The organism is Hymenobacter sp. R533113, from assembly GCF_056835965.1.
This window is the reverse complement of sequence record NZ_JAKWBD010000013.1, coordinates 1828827-1847026: the sequence shown is the minus strand read 5'-3', so window position 1 is coordinate 1847026 and position 18200 is coordinate 1828827. Positions and strand designations below refer to the sequence as shown.

General features: G+C 58.4%; 11 protein-coding genes. All 11 read left to right on the top strand.

Annotation, left to right across the window (positions count from 1 at the left end; genetic code table 11):
- Window positions 1-82 precede the first annotated feature (82 nt).
- The 11 genes from MKZ35_RS17495 (at window position 83) to MKZ35_RS17445 (ending at window position 18173) form a co-directional block, all read left to right on the top strand.
- Window positions 83-2758, top strand: coding sequence for a substrate-binding domain-containing protein (locus tag MKZ35_RS17495; protein WP_482514782.1), 2676 nt, complete (start codon window positions 83-85; stop codon window positions 2756-2758).
- 199 nt (window positions 2759-2957) lie between these two features.
- Window positions 2958-4280, top strand: coding sequence for a sugar porter family MFS transporter (locus MKZ35_RS17490; protein WP_482514476.1), 1323 nt, complete (start codon window positions 2958-2960; stop codon window positions 4278-4280).
- Window positions 4281-4478: 198 nt separating this feature from the next.
- Window positions 4479-5357: a carbohydrate kinase family protein gene (locus MKZ35_RS17485; RefSeq protein WP_482514475.1), complete on the top strand. Its 879-nt coding sequence runs from the start codon at window positions 4479-4481 to the stop codon at window positions 5355-5357.
- A gap of 47 nt (window positions 5358-5404) precedes the next feature.
- Window positions 5405-6946 (top strand): glycoside hydrolase family 32 protein, encoded by a 1542-nt coding sequence (locus MKZ35_RS17480; protein ID WP_482514474.1) that lies wholly within the window; start codon window positions 5405-5407, stop codon window positions 6944-6946.
- Between the two features lie 456 nt (window positions 6947-7402).
- Entirely contained in the window at window positions 7403-10453 is a 3051-nt protein-coding gene (locus MKZ35_RS17475) for a SusC/RagA family TonB-linked outer membrane protein (protein ID WP_482514473.1), read from the top strand.
- Between the two features lie 19 nt (window positions 10454-10472).
- A complete protein-coding gene (locus tag MKZ35_RS17470) occupies window positions 10473-12038 on the top strand; it encodes a RagB/SusD family nutrient uptake outer membrane protein (RefSeq protein ID WP_482514472.1) in 1566 nt (521 codons plus the stop codon).
- Window positions 12039-12250: 212 nt separating this feature from the next.
- Entirely contained in the window at window positions 12251-13939 is a 1689-nt protein-coding gene (locus MKZ35_RS17465) for a glycoside hydrolase family 13 protein (RefSeq protein ID WP_482514471.1), read from the top strand.
- Window positions 13940-14007: 68 nt separating this feature from the next.
- Complete coding sequence (locus MKZ35_RS17460) at window positions 14008-16092, top strand: kojibiose hydrolase (RefSeq protein WP_482514470.1); 2085 nt, start codon at window positions 14008-14010, stop codon at window positions 16090-16092.
- A 157-nt stretch (window positions 16093-16249) separates the two neighbouring features.
- The gene (locus MKZ35_RS17455) at window positions 16250-16846 is read left to right on the top strand and encodes a DUF4269 domain-containing protein (protein ID WP_482514469.1); all 597 of its coding nucleotides are present in this window, start codon (window positions 16250-16252) and stop codon (window positions 16844-16846) included.
- Between the two features lie 27 nt (window positions 16847-16873).
- Window positions 16874-17356, top strand: a complete 483-nt coding sequence (locus MKZ35_RS17450; RefSeq protein ID WP_482514468.1) for a hypothetical protein — start codon at window positions 16874-16876, stop codon at window positions 17354-17356.
- A complete protein-coding gene (locus tag MKZ35_RS17445; protein WP_482514467.1) occupies window positions 17328-18173 on the top strand; it encodes a tetratricopeptide repeat protein in 846 nt (281 codons plus the stop codon). The genes MKZ35_RS17450 and MKZ35_RS17445 overlap by 29 nt, the downstream gene beginning before the upstream one ends.
- Window positions 18174-18200: the final 27 nt, after the last annotated feature.

The following is an 18200-nucleotide window of genomic DNA, read 5'->3' as shown; positions in this document are numbered from 1 at the left end:
CCTTACTCTTTGGTGGTATAAATGGCTGATTATCTCCTTATGGGCAGGGGTAGTCGGTTGCGCCCCAGCGGCCCAGGAGCCAGTGTACCGGATTGGGTTTTCGCAATGCACGACGAATGATGCCTGGCGACGGGCTATGCTGGCAGAGATGGAGAAAGAACTAAGCTTTCATCCGAATGTGCGGTTTCAGATGCTGGACGCCCACAACGACAGCGAGCTGCAACGACGCCAGGTACGCGCATTGATTCGCCAACGCGTTGATTTATTGCTGATTTCTCCTAACCAGTCGGGACCCTTAACGGCCCTGGCCGAAGCCGCCTACAACCAAGGCATTCCGGTAGTAATTCTCGACCGGCGCACCACCTCGCCCTTGTATACGGCTTACGTAGGAGGCAATAATCTAGAGGTAGGCCGCACGGCCGGACACTACGCTGCCCAGCTGCTGCGCCGGCGCGGCCAAGTGCTGGAGATTCTGGGCGCGCCCGGCTCCTCGCCCGCCACCGACCGCGACCTGGGCTTCCGGCAGGCGCTGGCGGCTTACCCCGACGTGCGAATGGTAGCTCAAGTGGAGGGTGACTGGCAGCCAGCCTCGGTGCTCCAACGTCTGCCAGCTGTACTGCGCGCCCACCCCGAAACGAACCTGATTTTTGCCCATAACGACCCCATGGCGCGCGCGGCCTATCAGGTAGCGCGCGAATTAGGCCTGGCCCAGCGTATCCGCATCATCGGCGTAGATGGCCTGTCCGGGCCCGGCAACGGGTTACAGCTGGTGGAAGACGGCGTCCTGAAAGCCACACTGCTTTATCCCACCGGGGGCGAAGAAGCCATCCGCACGGCCCTGCGCATCCTGCGCCGCGAGCCCTTCCAGAAGGACAACGTGCTAGGCACCATGATAATTGACTCGACCAACGTGAGCACCATGCGTACCCAAACCGAGCAATTGGCCACTCAGCGCCGGGATATTCAGTTGCAGCAGCTGCGGCTGCAAGCCCAGATGCGCCAGTACGCCAGCCAGAAAGCGACGGTGTACCTGCTGCTAATCAGCCTGTTGGGGGCCATATCTCTGGGGGCGCTGGCCTGGCGCTCCCTGCGTCGCATTCGCCGCATTCGGCGGACGCTGGAGGAGCAAAACGCCGAAATCAGCGCCCAGCACAACCAGATTGAGCGCCTGGCCGAAGAAGCCCGCCGCTCCTCAGAAGCCAAGCTGCGCTTCTTCGCCAACTTCTCGCACGAACTGCGCACCCCGCTCACCCTTATTCTGGGGCCGGTGGAAGATTTACTCACCAGTCCGGCCGAGCTGACGCCCACCCAGCGCCACGACTTGCAGCTGGTGCGCCGCAACACTCAGCGCCTGCTTCAGCTTGTGAGCCAGCTTCTCGACTTTCGCAAGATTGACGTGGGCAAGATGGCCGTGCGGGCTACCCAGAGCAATCTGGTCGTTTTCGTGCGCGAAATTATGGATGTGTTTGAGAAAACCGCCCACCGCCGCCACATCACCTTCCGGTTTTTGCCCGCCGAGCCGATCATTACGCTCTGGTTTGATGGCGATATTCTGGATAAGGTCTTTTCCAACCTACTCTCCAACGCTTTCAAATACACGGCCGATGGGGGACAAATTACAGTCAGCATTCAGCGCCGGCCGGCAGATAACACCGTGCGGGTGCGGGTAGAGGACAACGGGCGCGGTATCGCCGAAGCTGATCAGCCCCATATTATGGGCTGGTTTTACCAGGGAAGTCAGGCCTCGGCCAACGGCTCGGGACTGGGCCTGGCCCTGGCCGACGGCCTGACCCGCCTGCACGAAGGCACGCTCACGTTTCGGAGCCAGCCGGGCCAGGGCAGCACCTTCGACGTGACCCTGCCCCTGACCAAGCCGGCTACTTTCCTCGACGCGGCGGCGGTCCTGCCCCACACGCCCGCTACGGCCAACCTGCTCGACGATGACGAGCCGGCCGCGCCAGTTGCCGACGAAACCGCCCCGGCCCGCACCGCTACCGCCGTGCTGGTGATTGAAGACCACGAGGAGGTGCGCGACTTTCTAGTACAGAAGCTTCAGCCTCACTTTCAGGTAAGTACAGCCGCCGATGGCGCGACCGGCCTGCGCCTGGCCGGCGAAACCATTCCCGATGTGATAGTGTGCGATGTGAGCTTGCCCGGTTTGAACGGCCTGGAAGTAGCCACCGCCCTTAAAGGGGACTGGCGTACCTCCCACATTCCGCTGGTGCTGCTTACGGCCCGCGACGCGCCCGAGCAGCAAATTGCCGGCGTACAGGCCGGGGCCGACCTCTACTTGACCAAGCCCTTTAATCCGGCCTTTTTGCTCGAAAGCCTGCGTACGCTGCTGCGCAACCGGGACCAGCAGCGAGAGCATTTCCGCCGCGAACTGAGCGTGGACACGGCTACCGTGGCCCCGCAGCGCGTAGACCAGAAGTTCCTGGCCGACCTGACCGCCATCATCGAGGCCAACCTCGACCGCCCCGCCCTGAGCGTGGACGACATTGCCCGCAGCCTAGGCGTATCCCAGATGCAGCTCTACCGCAAAGTGAAAGCCCTGCTGGGCACTGGCGTCACCGACTATATTCAGAGCCTGCGCCTGACCAAAGCGCGCCAGCTGCTGCTGCAAGAGGGCAGCGCCATTGCACAGGTCGCCTACCAGACGGGGTTTTCCTCGCCTTCTTACTTCGCTACCTTGTTCAAGGGCAAGTACCAGGTGTCGCCCTCCGAGTACAAAGCCCTGCACACCCCCGCCCAGCACTGACGGATTTTTGCAAGTTGTGTCGGATTACTAAAGAGCTGCCCATAGCAGCAAAGTAAAATCTACACGCAAGCAATTGGTTAACAGGCGCTTAACACATAATAAGAAACTTGTAGGAATCGTATAACTATTTGAAAGAAAGCAGCAAGTCAGTAGCCATGAATAAGCTCAGCTTTGGGAAAACGTCTCAGTAGCGCTTCTCATGCTCCAACGCAAAGTACTTTTCTGGTCCATCGTTACGGCCCTGGGGGGCTTTTTATTCGGGTTTGATACGGCCGTCATCTCGGGGGCCGAAAAAGCCATTCAGCAACTTTGGCAGCTCTCAGCTTTCGAGCACGGCTTCACGATTTCAATTGCCCTCATCGGGACGGTGCTGGGGGCCATTTTTGGTGGTATTCCCTCCGACAAGCTGGGTCGTCGCCAAACCCTGCGCTGGATTGCCGTACTCTATTTAGTATCGGCGGTGGGGGCGGCGGTGGCACCGGGCTGGGTGTCGTTTATGGTGTTCCGGTTTCTGGGCGGGCTGGGCGTGGGCGCTTCCTCCGTGACGGCCCCGCTCTACATCTCAGAGATTTCGCCGGCCCGTTCCAGGGGCAAGCTGGTGGGCTTGTTTCAGTTCAACATCGTCCTGGGTATTCTCATCGCCTATCTCTCTAATTACCTGTTGGCCAACGCGGGCGAGCACTCCTGGCGGCTGATGCTGGGCGTACAGGCCGTGCCCTCCATCGCCTTTCTGATGTTCCTGTTTCGAGTGCCCGAAAGCCCCCGCTGGCTGCTGCTCCACGGTCACTTAGACGCCGGCCGCGAGGTGCTGCGCGTCATCAGCCCCGCTACAGTGGACGACGACGTAGCCGCCATTCTGACCTCCCAAAACCACGCGGCGCAGCAAAACGAGTCGCTTTGGGCAATGCAGTACCGCACGCCAGTGCTGCTGGCCGTAGCTTTTGCCTTTTTCAACCAGGTATCGGGCATCAACGCCATCATCTACTATGCCCCGCGCATTTTTGAGATGACCGGGCTGGGTCAGGACACGGCTCTGCTCTCGTCGGCCGGCATCGGGCTGGTCAACTTCATCTTTACTCTGCTAGGCGTCAACGTCATCGACCGGTTTGGTCGCCGCTTCCTCATGCTCGTCGGCTCATTTGGCCTGATTGCGACGCTGGGCCTGGTGGCGCGAGCCTTCTACACCCAGCAGTTTGGGGGCATGCTGGTGCCGGTCTTGCTCTTCGTCTACATCGCCTTTTTCGCTTTCTCGCAGGGGGCCGTTATCTGGGTGTTTATCTCCGAGATTTTCCCCAACACCGTGCGGGCCAAAGGTCAGGCCCTGGGCTCGTCCACGCACTGGGTGATGGCCACCGTCATTGCCTTCACCTTCCCTTACTTCGCCGAAAAGCTGGGCGGCGGCCACACCTTCGCCTTTTTCTGCGCCATGATGGTGCTGCAATTGATTTTCGTGTGGCGCTTTATGCCCGAAACCAAAGGCCGCAGTCTGGAGCAAATGGAGAAAACGCTGGTTATGCACTAATGATAATGGAGTGTAAGAGAACGTGATGCTGAGCGCAGCGCAGGGAAGTCGAAGCATCTCTACCACGAGAGTAAAATTCTACGGTGAGTGCTTTCGATTCGCTGCAACGAAGCGGGAGAGATGCTTCGACTCCCCTGCGCTGCGCTTAGCATGACGTTCTTTTCCAAATCAACCAGACCTAAAACAACTCATTTACTCATGCCAATCGCCTGCTTTGGAGAAATGCTCTGGGATGTGCTGCCGACGGGCAAGCAGCCTGGTGGCGCGCCCCTCAACGTAGCGGTGCACCTGCATAATTTCGGCTTGGACGCGCAACTAATCAGCCGGGTAGGCCACGACGATTTGGGGGCTGAGCTGCTGGCTTTCGTCGAAACCAAAGGTATCAGCACGCGCTACGTGCAGCGTGGCGAAACCCACCTGACCGGGGTGGTGAAAGCCAACGTGAGCGACAGTCAGGAGGTGACCTACCAGATAGTGAAGCCCGTGGCCTGGGACTACATCCGCTACGATGCCGGGTTAAGCCAACTAGCCGAAACTGCTGAAGCTTTTGTTTTTGGTAGTCTGGCCGCCCGCCACCCGCCCGCCCGCGAAACTCTGTACCGGCTGCTGCAACAGGCCCCGTTTAAGGTATTCGACGTGAACCTGCGGCCCCCGCACTACTCCCGCGACGTGGTTACTTACCTGCTCCAGCAAGCGGACATGGTAAAGCTCAACCACCACGAGCTAGCCGAAATAGCAGACTGGTTTGGTGTTAGCCCCGACGAAGCGACGGCCCTGCGCTGGCTGGCCGAGCGCTTTCAGCTGCAAGCCGTGTGCGTCACGAAGGGTGCCGAAGGGGCCGCGCTGTGGGTGGAAAACCAGCTTTACCGCAGCCCCGGCATTGCGGTGCGGGTGCAGGACACCATCGGCAGCGGCGACGCGTTTCTGGCGGCCTTGCTGCGGGGCTGGCTGGCCGGACAGCCCCCATCTGACTACCTGGCCTTTGCCTGCGCGGCCGGCTCGCTGGTAGCCACCTGCCGGGGCGCGACGCCCGCCATCTCCGAAGCCCAGATCCGGGCCATGGTTGCCGCCGCCTGATTACCACTTGTTTGCCCCTTATCCGCCCAAAAAAGCCCCCCACCTGCATGAAAAGAACGTTTCTATTCGCTTTCGTCCTGCTTAGCGCTCTTCCTGGTTTGGCGCAGGTGCCCGTCACTGACCCTTATCGGCCAGTGTATCACTTCACAGCGCCTAAAAACTGGATTAACGACGCGAATGGATTGGTTTACAGTAATGGGCAGTATCAGCTTTTCTACCAATACAACCCCTTCAGCGCCAACCCCGGCCACCTGAGCTGGGGCCACGCCGCTAGCCCCGATTTGCTGCGCTGGACCCATCTGCCCGTAGCCCTGACGGAGTACAAGGGGGCCGATGGTAGCAATACTATGATATTCTCGGGCAGCGCCGTAATTGATAAAGACAATACATCAAAGCTGTTTCCAGCCGCTAAAGCAGATAATTTGGTAGCCTTTTATACGGGTCACGTAGAGCGGGGCGGCATAACGGTGGCCCAGCACCAGAACCTGGCCACCAGCCAGGACGGGGGCCGAACCTGGCAGCGCTACGCCGGCAACCCCGTACTTGACATCGGCAGCAAGGAGTTTCGCGACCCCAAGGTGTTCTGGTACGCACCCCAGCAGAAGTGGGTAATGGCCACCGTAAAGGCCGACCAGCAGCTGGTGTACCTCTACGAATCAAAGGACCTGAAAAGCTGGACCTTTCTGAGCCGCTGGGGCCGGGCCGGAGATACCGTGCGGGAGTGGGAATGCCCCGACTTGTTTGAGCTACCCGTGCCGGGTGGCGGCACCAAATGGGTGCTGCTGATTTCCTCCGGCAACCCCACCGAGCAGTTTCGGGGGCAGCAGTACTTTCTGGGACAGTTCGACGGCAAGAAATTTATGCCCGACCAAGCCTACGACGAGCCAGCTTATATTGACTATGGTAAGGACTTCTTCGCCGGTGTCACCTTTAATAACGCCCCCAACGACCGGCGCATTCTGGTGGGCTGGACCAACAACTGGGCCTACGCCCGCGACGTGCCCACCGGCACCGAGTGGCGCGGCTCCTTCGCCGTGCCCCGCGAGTTGAGCCTGCGCCGAACAGCTGCCGGCCTCACGCTGGTGCAGCAGCCCGTGTCCGAGCTGCGCACGCTGGGTAAGGAAGCCGTGAACGTGAAAAATCAGCCCTTGAAGCCCGGTGCGACTGGCTATGAGGTGCCTTTCCGGGGCGAATCGTACGATTTGGAGCTGACAGTGAAGCCCGGCGCGGCGAAGGTGGTTACCCTCAACGTGCTTCAGAGCCAGACCGAGCGCACGGCCCTGCGCTACGACGTGGCCCAGCAGACCCTGACCCTCGACCGTACCCAGTCCGGCAACGTGGGCTTCAACCCCTTGTTCGCCGCTACCCTCGAAACGGCCAAAGTACCTCTACAAAACGGGGAGCTGCATTTGCGCATGCTGGTAGATAAGTCGGTGGTAGAAGTGTTTGCCCAGAACGGCGAAACGACCCTGACGGACCTGGTTTTTCCCCGGCAGCACGCCGGCCGCATTACCCTGACCGCTGAGGGCGGCCCGGCCCAACTGACCACGCTTCGCCTGACCGACCTGAGTAGACCAACGGTGCCTTAGTCATGGATTCCTCGATTTTACACTTTTTCCTGTTTCTCGCGCAATCGATTTTTTCTGCCATTGTTTCTCTCATACCTCCCCTGTAGCGCGGGGAGCCGCCCAGGGTCGGTGCTCACCTACCCATAGGCAGCCCCACTAAGCGCGTTGACTGAGGCAGCTTAATAAGCGTCTTTTCTTTAATTAGTTAGAGTTTACGCTGTCGAATTTCAGTGCTTTGAAAGTTGATTAGTTTCTAATAAATCAGCAGGGGTTGCGTCTGCCCAAAAAAGCCCCCCAGGGGTTGACGGACGAGTTCACAAATACACCTGTCTAAGTCCCGAACATTTTAGCACATTCTCTTTACTCAGTTCCATTTAGTCAAGCAGTAGCTACCGCGGCATTTCTTACAGAAACGGTTGCGGTAGGTAAGCCCGAGACTGGATGATTTAAGATTCTCACCATTTCACTTTTTCACTCATGGACAACAACTGGTACAAACGGTACAAATTGGATGAGCCAGCAGAAGGCCTTCTGACTGGCAGAAGCCTGCCCACGTGGCTACGGGTGCTGACGTCAGGCATTCTACTCCTGCTTTTTCCGCTCCTGAGTCAGGCCCAGGCCACCCGGACAATCTCCGGCAAGGTGACAGACGCCAATGCTTCCAGCCTGCCCGGCGTTACGGTCATTATTCCGGGCACTACTACCGGCACCAGCACCGGGGCCGATGGCACTTTCGAGCTAACGGTGCCCGAGGCGACGACGACTCTATCTTTTTCCTCTATCGGCTTCACCGCGCAGCAGGTTGATATTGCGGGCAAGTCTTCGGTGCAGGTAACGATGAGGGAAGATGCCCAGCAACTGAATGAGGTGGTAGTAACCGGTTACGGTACGACGCGGAAACAGGATCTGACTGGTGCCGTGGCGGTCATTGGCGAGAAGGACTTTAACAAAGGCACCTTCACCTCGCCCGACCAATTGCTTCAGGGCCGCGTATCGGGCGTGCAGGTGAGCAACAACAGCGGCCAGCCCGGCGGACCGTCTACCATCCGCATTCGGGGAAACTCGGCGGTAACCGGCACCGGCCAGCCCCTGTACGTGGTGGATGGCGTACCGCTTGATGGCCGCACGGCCCGGCCCGGCCTGGTGGCCTCAGCCGACGTGGGCAGCGGAGCCGACAGCAACCCACTCAACTTCCTTAATCCCGATGACATCGAGACCTTCACGGTGCTCAAGGATGCCTCGGCCACAGCCATCTACGGCTCCAGGGCCGCTTACGGCGTGGTGCTTATCACCACCAAAAAAGGCAATACCGGCGCTCCAACCCTCAGCGTAGGTGCCGCCACCGGCTTCTCGACCCTGCTGCGCCAGCCCGAGTTCCTCGACGCCGGCCAGTATCGGGAGGCCATAACCTACTACGGGGTGCCAGCGGCCAACGACAAGGGCAGCGACGTGGACGCGCTGGATGAGATTCTGCGCACCGGCTACCTGCAAAACTACAACGTGGCCATGAGCGGGGGCGGTGAAACCGGCCGCTACCGCCTCTCTCTGGGCTACCTTGATCAGGATGGCATAGTGCGCAAAACCGGCTTTAAGAAGTACAGCGCCAACCTCTCCACCAACCTGCAATTTCTGGAAAGCAAGAAGCTGGGCGTCGATGTGAACATCGCGACCAGCCAGTTCCGCGAAGAGCTGGCCAACATTACGACCGACGCCGGCTTCCGGGGCAGCCTCATCGGGCAGGCCTTGCAGTGGAACCCTACCCAGTCTCTGCGCAACCCCGACGGCTCACTCTTCATTCAGGCCGGCGACGTGGTGAACCCCCTGGCAGCCCAGGAGCTTTACAACGACGACTCGCGGGTAAACACCATTCTGGCTAGTATTGCGCCGTCGTATAAGTTCACCAGCTGGCTCGAATACCGGCTGTTGATGAGCGTAAACTACAACAGCGGCGAGCGGCGCACGTCCATTGATCAGCGCCTGATAAACTATCCCGGCATTGAAGGGCAGGGCTTTGCTGCCATCAGCAACAACGAGCTGACGACCCAGCAAATCGTTCACACGCTTACCTTCAACAAGCCGGTAGCCACCGATCTGAACCTGAACGCCCTGCTGGGTTACGAATACACGAAGTTTAGTAATTCAGGCTCCAACGTGAATGCATTTGGTAATCGCGATGAAGGGGGCTTTGGGAACTTCGGCCTCGATTATACTAACTACATTCAGTATTCGGCCGCCGGCAACCGCCTGGTGTCCTCCTTCTTTGACCCATCGTCGGAGCTGCAATCGGTTTTTGGCCGGGCCACTCTCAATTTTAAGAACCGCTATGTACTGACCGGTACGCTGCGCCGGGATGAGAGCACTAAGTTCGGCCCCAACAACCGGGTGGGCTACTTTCCCTCGTTTGCCGCGGCCTGGGACCTGAGCCAGGAGGCTTTCTTTCCAGCCGAGCAGCTCACCCAGCTCAAGCTGCGGGCCGGCTACGGGCTCACGGGCAACCAGGAGTTCCCGGCCGGCGCGGCCCAGTTTCGCTACACCCTCGATAACAATGGCGCCCAGTCGCCGCTCAATGATGCGAATGATGATTTGAAGTGGCAGGCAGATGCCCAGTTCAACGTGGGCATTGATATCGGGGCCTTCAACAACCGCCTCACCTTCTCGGCTGATTACTTCAACAAAACGACTACCGACATCTTGTTTCCGACTACCCCCGGAGAGCCCCGGCCATCCGTCGCGGCCATTCGCTGGGACAACCTCGACGCTAAGATTGTAAACAAAGGCGTGGAGATGGCCCTGGGAACCACGCTGGTAAGCAACGAGCAAGTAGAAGTAGGCCTCAACGTCAACGCTACCTTCATTCGCAACGAAGTGTCGGACCTGGTAGGAGCCGCCATTCCGACCGGAGCCATTAACGGGCAAGGCCTGTCAGGGGCATTGTCGCAGCTCATCACCAACGGACGCCCTATTAATGCCTTCTTCCTGCCTCAGTACAATGGCCTCAACGAAAATGGCCTGTCCAACGAGTTCGGGGCAATAGCTTATGCAGGCAGTCCTAATCCCCGCACGCTGCTGGGCCTGAGCGCCAACGCCCGCTACGGCAAATTATCCCTTGTTGCGAACATGACAGGTGTATTCGGCCAATACATCTATAACAACACGCTCAACGCGGTGGGTAACGTGGGCCAGATAGGAGCGGGTAAAAATATTGCCGTCTCCACGTTTGAAAACCCTATCAAGGAAGCAACCGGTAACCCGTCGGCGGCCACTACGCGTTACCTGGAAAAGGGCGATTATTTGAAAATGTCTAACCTGACGCTCGCCTACTCCTTTGGCGATGTGGGCAGTTTCGTGAAGGGTGCCCGCGTGTATATCACGGGTCAGAATCTGTTCGTACTTACTGACTACGATGGGTTTGACCCGGAAGTCAACACCGTGAAGCGCGGGGCCAACCAGGTGCCCTCTATCGGGATTGACTACCTGCCTTACCCCAGCGCCCGCACCTTCACGTTCGGCGTTAATTTCAATCTGTAACCTCTAATTTCTTTTCATTATGAGATACTCCAAGATTGCCTGTGCGGCTGCCGTTCTGGCTTTGCTACAGGTGGCCACCGGCTGTGAGCTTGACGAAACGCTGGAGGGACAGCTTACGGAGGACCAGGTTCGGCGCGGCGAGCTTACGTCGCTGCTTCAGGGCGTCTATAATGCCCAGCGCGACCCCATTCAGGGCCACGTAAGCGTGTTTGCCCTCCAGGAAGTGTCTACCGATGCCCGCGTCATGCCCACCCGCGGACCCGACTGGGACGACAACGGCAAGTGGCGGCAGCTCTACAACCATACCTGGGATGCCAATAACGAGCGGGTGCGCGAAACCTACACCCAGCTCAACGGCATCATCTACGCCTCCACCGACCTGCTGCGCTTCGAGCCTACCACTCAACAGGCGGCTGAGTCCCGGTTTCTGCGTGCCTGGGCGATGTTCCTGGTGCTCGACCTCTACGACCAGGTGCTCTATCGGGAGCCAGGCGAGAACCTGAGCGAGCTGGCGCGGGTGCGCAAGGGGACAGAGGCCCTCGACTACATTGTAAGTGAGCTGAACGCCATTCAGGCCAGCCTGCCCGACGCCCCCGTCAGCCGCGCCACCAAAGACGCGGCCAGGGTGCTGCTGATGAAGTGCTACCTCAACAAGGGCGTGTATGCCAACCGCGCGGCCCCGACCTTCGCCGCGGCTGATATGAACCAGGTCATTAAACTGGCCGATGAAATAATCAACAGCGGCAGATACTCCTTCACGGACAACTACTTCGACAACTTCGCGCCCAATAACTCGGCGATTGGCCGGGAGAACATCTTCACCCAGGCCAATACCTTCGGCAACAGCGGCCCCACGCGCGACTTATGGAAATTCGTCTCGCACTACAACATGCGGCCCGTGGACGGCTACAACGGCCCGGCCGCTACGGCCGAGTCATATGACCTGTTTGGGCCCACCGACAAGCGCCGGGGTATAGCTTACGACGTAGCCGGCGGCCCCGCTAACCCGGGTCGGCGCATCAATGTCGGCTTTCTCATTGGCCAGCAGTATAACCTTATCACTGATGCCCCACTCACCACGCGAAGCGGCGCGCCACTGGTTTTCACCAAGGAAATCAACCTGTTTGAGACCGGCGCCGACCTCGAAACCAAGGGCATTCGGCCCATAAAATACCCCGTCGACTACATAAGCGAGGCCAGAGGGGGCAATGGTGCTGAAAATGACCACGTGACCTTTCGGCTGGCCGATGTGCTGCTGATGAAGGCCGAGGCTATCCTGCGGGGCGGCACGCCCACCAACGCCGGAGGTTTTGGGGCTACGCCGCTGGCCATCGTTAACTCCTTGCGGACCCACCCCTCGCGCACTGCCGGCGCTCTACCCTCGCTCAGCCTCGACGTGCTGCTCGACGAGCGGGGCCGGGAGCTGTACAGCGAGTCGTGGCGGCGGCAGGACATGATTCGGTTCGGCAAGTTCCTGCAGGCCCGCAAGGATAAGCCCGTGAGCGCCCCGAAGTACCTGATTTATCCCGTTCCGCAGACTCAGGTGGATGTGAACTCTAACATCACCCAGAATCCGGGATATTAGCCCCCCATTAGCATTCGTCAGCCCATAAGCAGGCCGTTGGTTACTACTATTCAGCAGCAATCAGCGGTCTGCTTTTGCTTCTATAAAGTCCGCGCCTTAACTGATATTCATGAAAACTATCTTGGCCTTAGTAGCCGCGGCGCTGCTCCTGACTTACCCGAGCAGCGGCTGGGCACAGGCCGGCGGCAAGAAAAAAGCCCCCAGCTCCAGTAATGGCCCAAAAGCAAGACCAGACGTGGTGGAAAGAGGCCATCGTGTACCAAGTGTATCCGCGCAGCTACCAAGACAGCAACGGAGACGGAGTAGGCGATTTGCGCGGCCTTATTTCCCGGCTCGACTATATTAAGAGCCTGGGAGTGAACGTTATCTGGCTGAACCCGATTTACGCCTCGCCCAACGACGACAACGGCTACGACATCTCCGACTACCGGGCCATCATGCGGGATTTTGGCACCATGCAGGACTTTGATGAGCTGCTCAAAGGCATGCACCAGCGCGGGCTGAAGGTGGTGCTGGACCTGGTAGTGAACCACAGCAGTGACGAGCACGAATGGTTTAAGCAGTCGAAAAGCGCGCGTACCAGCCCCTACCGCGACTATTATCACTGGTGGCCCGAAGAAAAAGGCGTGCCCAACAAGCGCGTCAGCTTCTTCGACGTGAAAGGCGACGCCTGGGCCTACGACGCTGCCACCAAGGCCTATTACCTGCACTACTTCTCCCGCAAGCAGCCCGATCTGAACTGGGAAAACCCCAAGCTGCGCCAGGAGATTTACAGCATGATGCGCTTCTGGTTCGACAAGGGCATCGACGGCTTTCGCATGGACGTGATTCCCTTCATTTCCAAGGACACGACCTTCCCGCCCGTGCCGGCCAAGTACCACGTCGACTTCGGCCGCTACTACGCCCAGGGCCCGTACCGGCATGAGTACTTGCATGAGATGAACCGCGAGGTGCTCAGCAAGTACAACGTGATGAGCGTAGCCGAGGGCGCGGGCGTCACGCAAGCCGACGCGCTGGACTACGTGGACCCCGCCCGCCGCGAGCTGAATATGCTTTATCACTTCGAGGGCATGGGCGTGGGCCTGGTAGCGGGCAGCAAGTTTCGGATGCGCGCCCCCGGTCCTTACAGCCTACTGGAGTTCAAGGATATCTACACGAAGTGGGACAAAATTTTCGCGGAAAAAGGCTGGGGTACCATCTATCTAGGCAACCACGACCAGCCCCGCATGGTCACGCGCTGGGGCGACGACCGGCCTGAGTTTCGCACGGCCTCCTCCAAGCTGCTGACTACCTTTCTGCTTACCATGCGCGGCACGCCTTACTACTACGGCGGCGACGAGCTAGGCATGACCAACATCCGCTTCGACAAAATCGAGGACTATCAGGACATCGAAACCCGCAATCTGTACGCGCAGCTGAAAGCAGCCGGCGAGGACTTGCCGCAGTTTCTGGCGGCGCAGAAAATCACGGCCCGCGACAACGGCCGCACACCGTTTCAGTGGGACGCCACGGCTAACGCAGGCTTCACTACCGGCAAGCCCTGGCTGAAGATTAACCCTAACTACCAACAAATAAATGTAGCGGCTGAGGAAAAGGACCCCAATTCCACTCTTCATTATTTCCGCCGGGCCGCCGCTGCTCGCCGCTCGCATAAAGTGCTGGTGTATGGCCAGTATCAGCTGCTGGACGCGGCCAACCCCCACATTTACGCCTACACCCGCACCCTGGGACCAGAAAAGGTGCTAGTAGTGCTCAACTTTTCCGCCGATAAGCGCACTTGGGCTATGCCAGCCAATCTAAAGCTGAATGGGCAGCCCTGGCTTAACAACTATCCCACCTTCACCCCGGCCGCGACCCTGGCGCTGCTGCCTTGGCAGGCCGTGGTCGTGCCGTTGCGCTGAGCTTTGGACTGCTAAGCCAGGCTATGGCCGACCAGTTTCCCTTTCTTCCCGTCCCTCCCCCTTTTCAAATGCCAAAATTTGCCCCCCAACGCTCAAAAAAAGCCCCCCAGCGGTTGCCAGTCGGTGTATGCGCCTTGGTGCTGCTTTGCCTGACTTTTTTGCCCCCCGCCCTGGCCCAGCCCGACCCTTGGCGCATCGCCGCCAGCCAGATTGACCCGAGCAACTACTACGGCGTGACGGTGGCCAACGGCATGATTGGCATCGTGTCCTCGCCCGCGCCGTTTCAGGTCAAAAACGTGGTGCTGGCTGGGGCCTACGACCAGTACGGCCGGGGCCGGGTGAGCAACTTTCTCAACAGCTTCAACCTGCTGAATATGTACCTGGAAGTGGACGGCCGCCGGCTGTCGGCCCAGGACGCGACCAACTTCCGCCAGGAGCTGGATATGCGCCGCGCCGCCCTCACCACCAGCTTCGACTACCAGGACAAAGCCACCATCACCTACACCCACTATGCCCTGCGCCACCTGCCCTTCACGGTGCTGGCGGACGTAACGGTGACGGCCAAAAAAGACGTGGCCCTGACCGCCGCCAGCGTGATGGAGACCCCGGATGCCCTGCGTGATGCCCAGAACTACTACAACGAGATTGACCGGCCCCACGTCACGCTGAGCCTGCTTACTTCCTCGGCCAAAAGTCCCACGGGCAAGCTGCTGCTCTGTGCCTCCAATAGCTTTTTGTTCGGGGAAGCGCACGGGCAGGAGCCGCGGGTTATTCATGAGATGTGGGACAACAATATGCACCTGATGAAATTCAGCAAAAAGCTGAGCGCCGGGCAAACCTATAACTACGCCGTAGCCGGCTCATCCATCACCTCCGCCCACCACGACGATCCGCTGAATGAGGCCGAGCGCCTGACCATCTTTGCCCGCCTCGAAGGCAAAGAGCGCCTGTTGGATTTTCATGCCAAGGCCTGGAACGAGCTGTGGAAGAGCGATATACAGATTGAGGGCGATGCCCAGGCCCAGCAGGACGTGCGCAGTATGCTCTACCACCTGTACAGCTTCTCACGGGCCGGCACCGACTTGTCGCCCTCACCGATGGGCTTGTCGGGGCTGGGCTATAACGGCCACGTTTTCTGGGATACCGACGTGTGGATGTTCCCGGTGCTGGCCGTAATGCACCCCGAAATCGCTAAGTCCTTGATAGAGTACCGCTTCCGGCGGTTGGAACCGGCCCGGCGCAATGCCTTTGCCCATGGTTACCAGGGCGCCATGTATCCCTGGGAAAGCGCCGATACGGGCGTGGAGGAAACACCGGTCTGGGCCTTGAGCGGGCCGTTTGAGCACCATATTTCGGGCTGCGTGGCGTTGGCCGCCTGGCAGTACTACTGCGTAACCCAAGACAAGGAATGGCTGCGCGAAAAGGGCTACCCCATGCTCTCGGCCACCGCCGACTTCTGGGCAAGTCGGGTGGAGCGCAACGGCCCCGGTCACTACGACATCAAGAACGTGGTGGCCGCCGATGAATGGGCCGAAAACGTGGACAACGACGCCTTCACCAACGCCGCCGCCCAAGTGAATCTGCGCAACGCTACGGCCGCCGCCAAGCTGCTCGGCCTGCGCGCTAACCCCGATTGGCTGCACGTGGCCCAGAATATCCCAATTCTGAAAATGGCCGACGGCACCACCCAGGAGCACGCCACCTACAAGGGCGAAGGCATCAAGCAGGGCGACGTGAATCTGCTGGCTTACCCGCTGAACGTAATTACCGCGCCGGCTCAAATCAAAAAAGATTTGGCCTACTACGAAACCCGCGTCCCCAACGAAGGCACACCGGCCATGACCCAGGCCATTTTCGCCCTGCTCTACGCCCGCCTGGGCGACAGCGACAAGGCCCGGCTGTGGTTTAAAGACGCCTACGAGCCGAATCTGCTGCCACCCTTCCGGGTAATTGCCGAAACCAAAGGCGGCACTAATCCTTACTTTGCCACCGGCGCGGGGGGCGTTTTGCAGGCCGTGCTGATGGGTTTTGGGGGGCTAAACATTACGCCTAACGGCATTACGCAAACCAAAAGCACTTTGCCTACGGGCTGGAAATCAGTGAAGATTACGGGCGTGGGCGTGCAGCGCAAGACGTATTCCGTGGGGCGGTAAACCTGCTGCTTCCAGTTAGTGAAACGCCCCCCGATTGTTGCTTAGCCATTGGTTATCCTCATCTGGCATACCGAAAAAATTACCTTAGCCCAGCCATATACTAAGGAGGCTTTAGTTGCTTCCTACACTCGCTAAAAAGTTTCTTCTTGCAGGCAGCATGAGAAACTGGAAAGACCCGCGCTATCTACTTACTGGCAGTCCGCGCCAGCAACTGGCCTACGCCGCCCTGCAAAGCCTGGGCATACTTAACACGCTGCGTACTTTCGACCCGGCGCTGGCCGGCACCATTCCCCTGGCCATCGACATAGCCAGCAGCGATTTGGATATCCTGTGTGACGTAGATTCGGCGGAGACGGCGCGTTTCACCCAGCTGCTCCAAGCGCAGTACGCGCACTTGCCGGAGTTTGTAATAGCCCAAAAGCTACTCAACCAGAGCCCGTCGGTGGTGTGCTCCTTCCAGTATCAGGACTTTGTAGTAGAGGTTTTTGGGCAGGATTGCCCTACGGAGCGCCAGCAGGCTTTTCGGCATATGGTGGTGGAAGACCTGGTGCTGCAAGCCGGGGGCGAAACGTGGCGCGCGGCCGTACGTCAACTCAAGGAACAAGGCTTGAAAACGGAACCTGCTTTTGCTACGCTGCTCCAACTGCAAGGCAACCCCTATGAGGCGCTGCTGGCGCTGGAAGGAAAAAGCGTGGAGGAGCTTCGCGCTTGGCAAGCTACTCTCCCACCGCTTGCTATTAGCACAACTAATTGACTGCAAGACTTATACAATAGCTGATTCATGAAGTATTTTCTGGTCGCTCTTTTCCTGGTTATTGGCTTGCCTGGCATAAGTCAGAACTTCGTTCTTCCCAGCGGGGAATACATGGACACTACCACTACCCGTCACCCGGTGTGCGATAAGGTGGGCTACACCCGCTACTATAGCGTGGATGGCAAATATCCCCGTAGTTCTGCGACGCTGCTGAAGGAGACACGGGCGTTTCTACATCGGAAAAACCAAGTGTACGCGGGCAATGGCTACATCACGTTTCGGTTTGTGATTGACTGCATAGGCCGCCGGCAACCCTGGGTGCAGGTGCTTCAGACGGATGCCAACTACCAGAAATTTCACTTTCGCAAAGAGTTGGTTAATGAGCTATATAGCTTCCTAAATACCCTCACAGAGTGGCAGGCAGCCAAAACTCCGGGCGAACCAATTAACTATTTCGCGTATTTAACCTTTAAAATAAAAGATGGGCAAGTCGTCGCTGTTGTTCCTTAGCCTGCTGATTATATCGCGCCTGAATAGTTGTCAATCGGGGGCATACGAGGGGCCGGTGGATAAGTGCACCAGTCAGCAGTACCAGGACAGCCTGATTACCAGATATCTGGATAACGGCGCGCACAAATACGGCTATTTGCACCCCAACTGGACCTTATACTGCGACAGCCTGATTGCTATCTGTCCCAACATTGCCAGGGCCTATCAGCAGAAAGCTGTGCCGCTCATAAAAGATGGCAAGTACGAGCAAGCGTTTGCCTTGGAAGACAAAGCAGTAACGCTGGACCCAAAACGATGGATAGCGTACCGCGGTTTTCTCAAATGCATTTTTACCAAGGACTACGAAGGTGCTATCCTGGATTTTCAACAAGCCGCGCAGCTGACCCCCAACGGCTTGGAAATGGATCATACGCACTCATTTTTCGAGGGCTTATGTAACCTGGAGCTAGGCCGCTACGAGCAAGCCGAAGCTAATTTCAAAAAGGATATTTTAATTCAGAAAGGAGCGGACGGCAAACGCAGTGTTCATTTTAATACGCTGTTCTACGTCGGCGTTTTATACTTTGAAATGAAGCAATATGAGTTGGCTAAAACTTACTTGAAGCAATGTCTGCAAGTGTATGAGCAGCACCCGGAAGCCAACTATTATCTGGCTTTGACGCACCGCGCACAGGGCAATAACGAATTGACAGAGCAATATTTGAACGCCGCCCAGCAAGCTCTGGCCGCTGGCTACCGCTTGAATGAGGATAATATTTACTACGCCAATTATCCACACCAAATAACGGCCTACGAGGTGCGGCAGGCTTTACAATAAATCATATTCTTTACTCAACTTTCCTTC

Coding starts and splice junctions, on each gene's coding strand:
- MKZ35_RS17480 (WP_482514474.1), top strand. CDS start 5,405: ATGAAAAGAACGTTTCTATTCGCTTTCGTCCTGCTTAGCGCTCTTCCT.
- MKZ35_RS17465 (WP_482514471.1), top strand. CDS start 12,251: ATGGCCCAAAAGCAAGACCAGACGTGGTGGAAAGAGGCCATCGTGTAC.
- MKZ35_RS17490 (WP_482514476.1), top strand. CDS start 2,958: ATGCTCCAACGCAAAGTACTTTTCTGGTCCATCGTTACGGCCCTGGGG.
- MKZ35_RS17475 (WP_482514473.1), top strand. CDS start 7,403: ATGGACAACAACTGGTACAAACGGTACAAATTGGATGAGCCAGCAGAA.
- MKZ35_RS17455 (WP_482514469.1), top strand. CDS start 16,250: ATGAGAAACTGGAAAGACCCGCGCTATCTACTTACTGGCAGTCCGCGC.
- MKZ35_RS17460 (WP_482514470.1), top strand. CDS start 14,008: ATGCCAAAATTTGCCCCCCAACGCTCAAAAAAAGCCCCCCAGCGGTTG.
- MKZ35_RS17485 (WP_482514475.1), top strand. CDS start 4,479: ATGCCAATCGCCTGCTTTGGAGAAATGCTCTGGGATGTGCTGCCGACG.
- MKZ35_RS17470 (WP_482514472.1), top strand. CDS start 10,473: ATGAGATACTCCAAGATTGCCTGTGCGGCTGCCGTTCTGGCTTTGCTA.
- MKZ35_RS17445 (WP_482514467.1), top strand. CDS start 17,328: ATGGGCAAGTCGTCGCTGTTGTTCCTTAGCCTGCTGATTATATCGCGC.
- MKZ35_RS17450 (WP_482514468.1), top strand. CDS start 16,874: ATGAAGTATTTTCTGGTCGCTCTTTTCCTGGTTATTGGCTTGCCTGGC.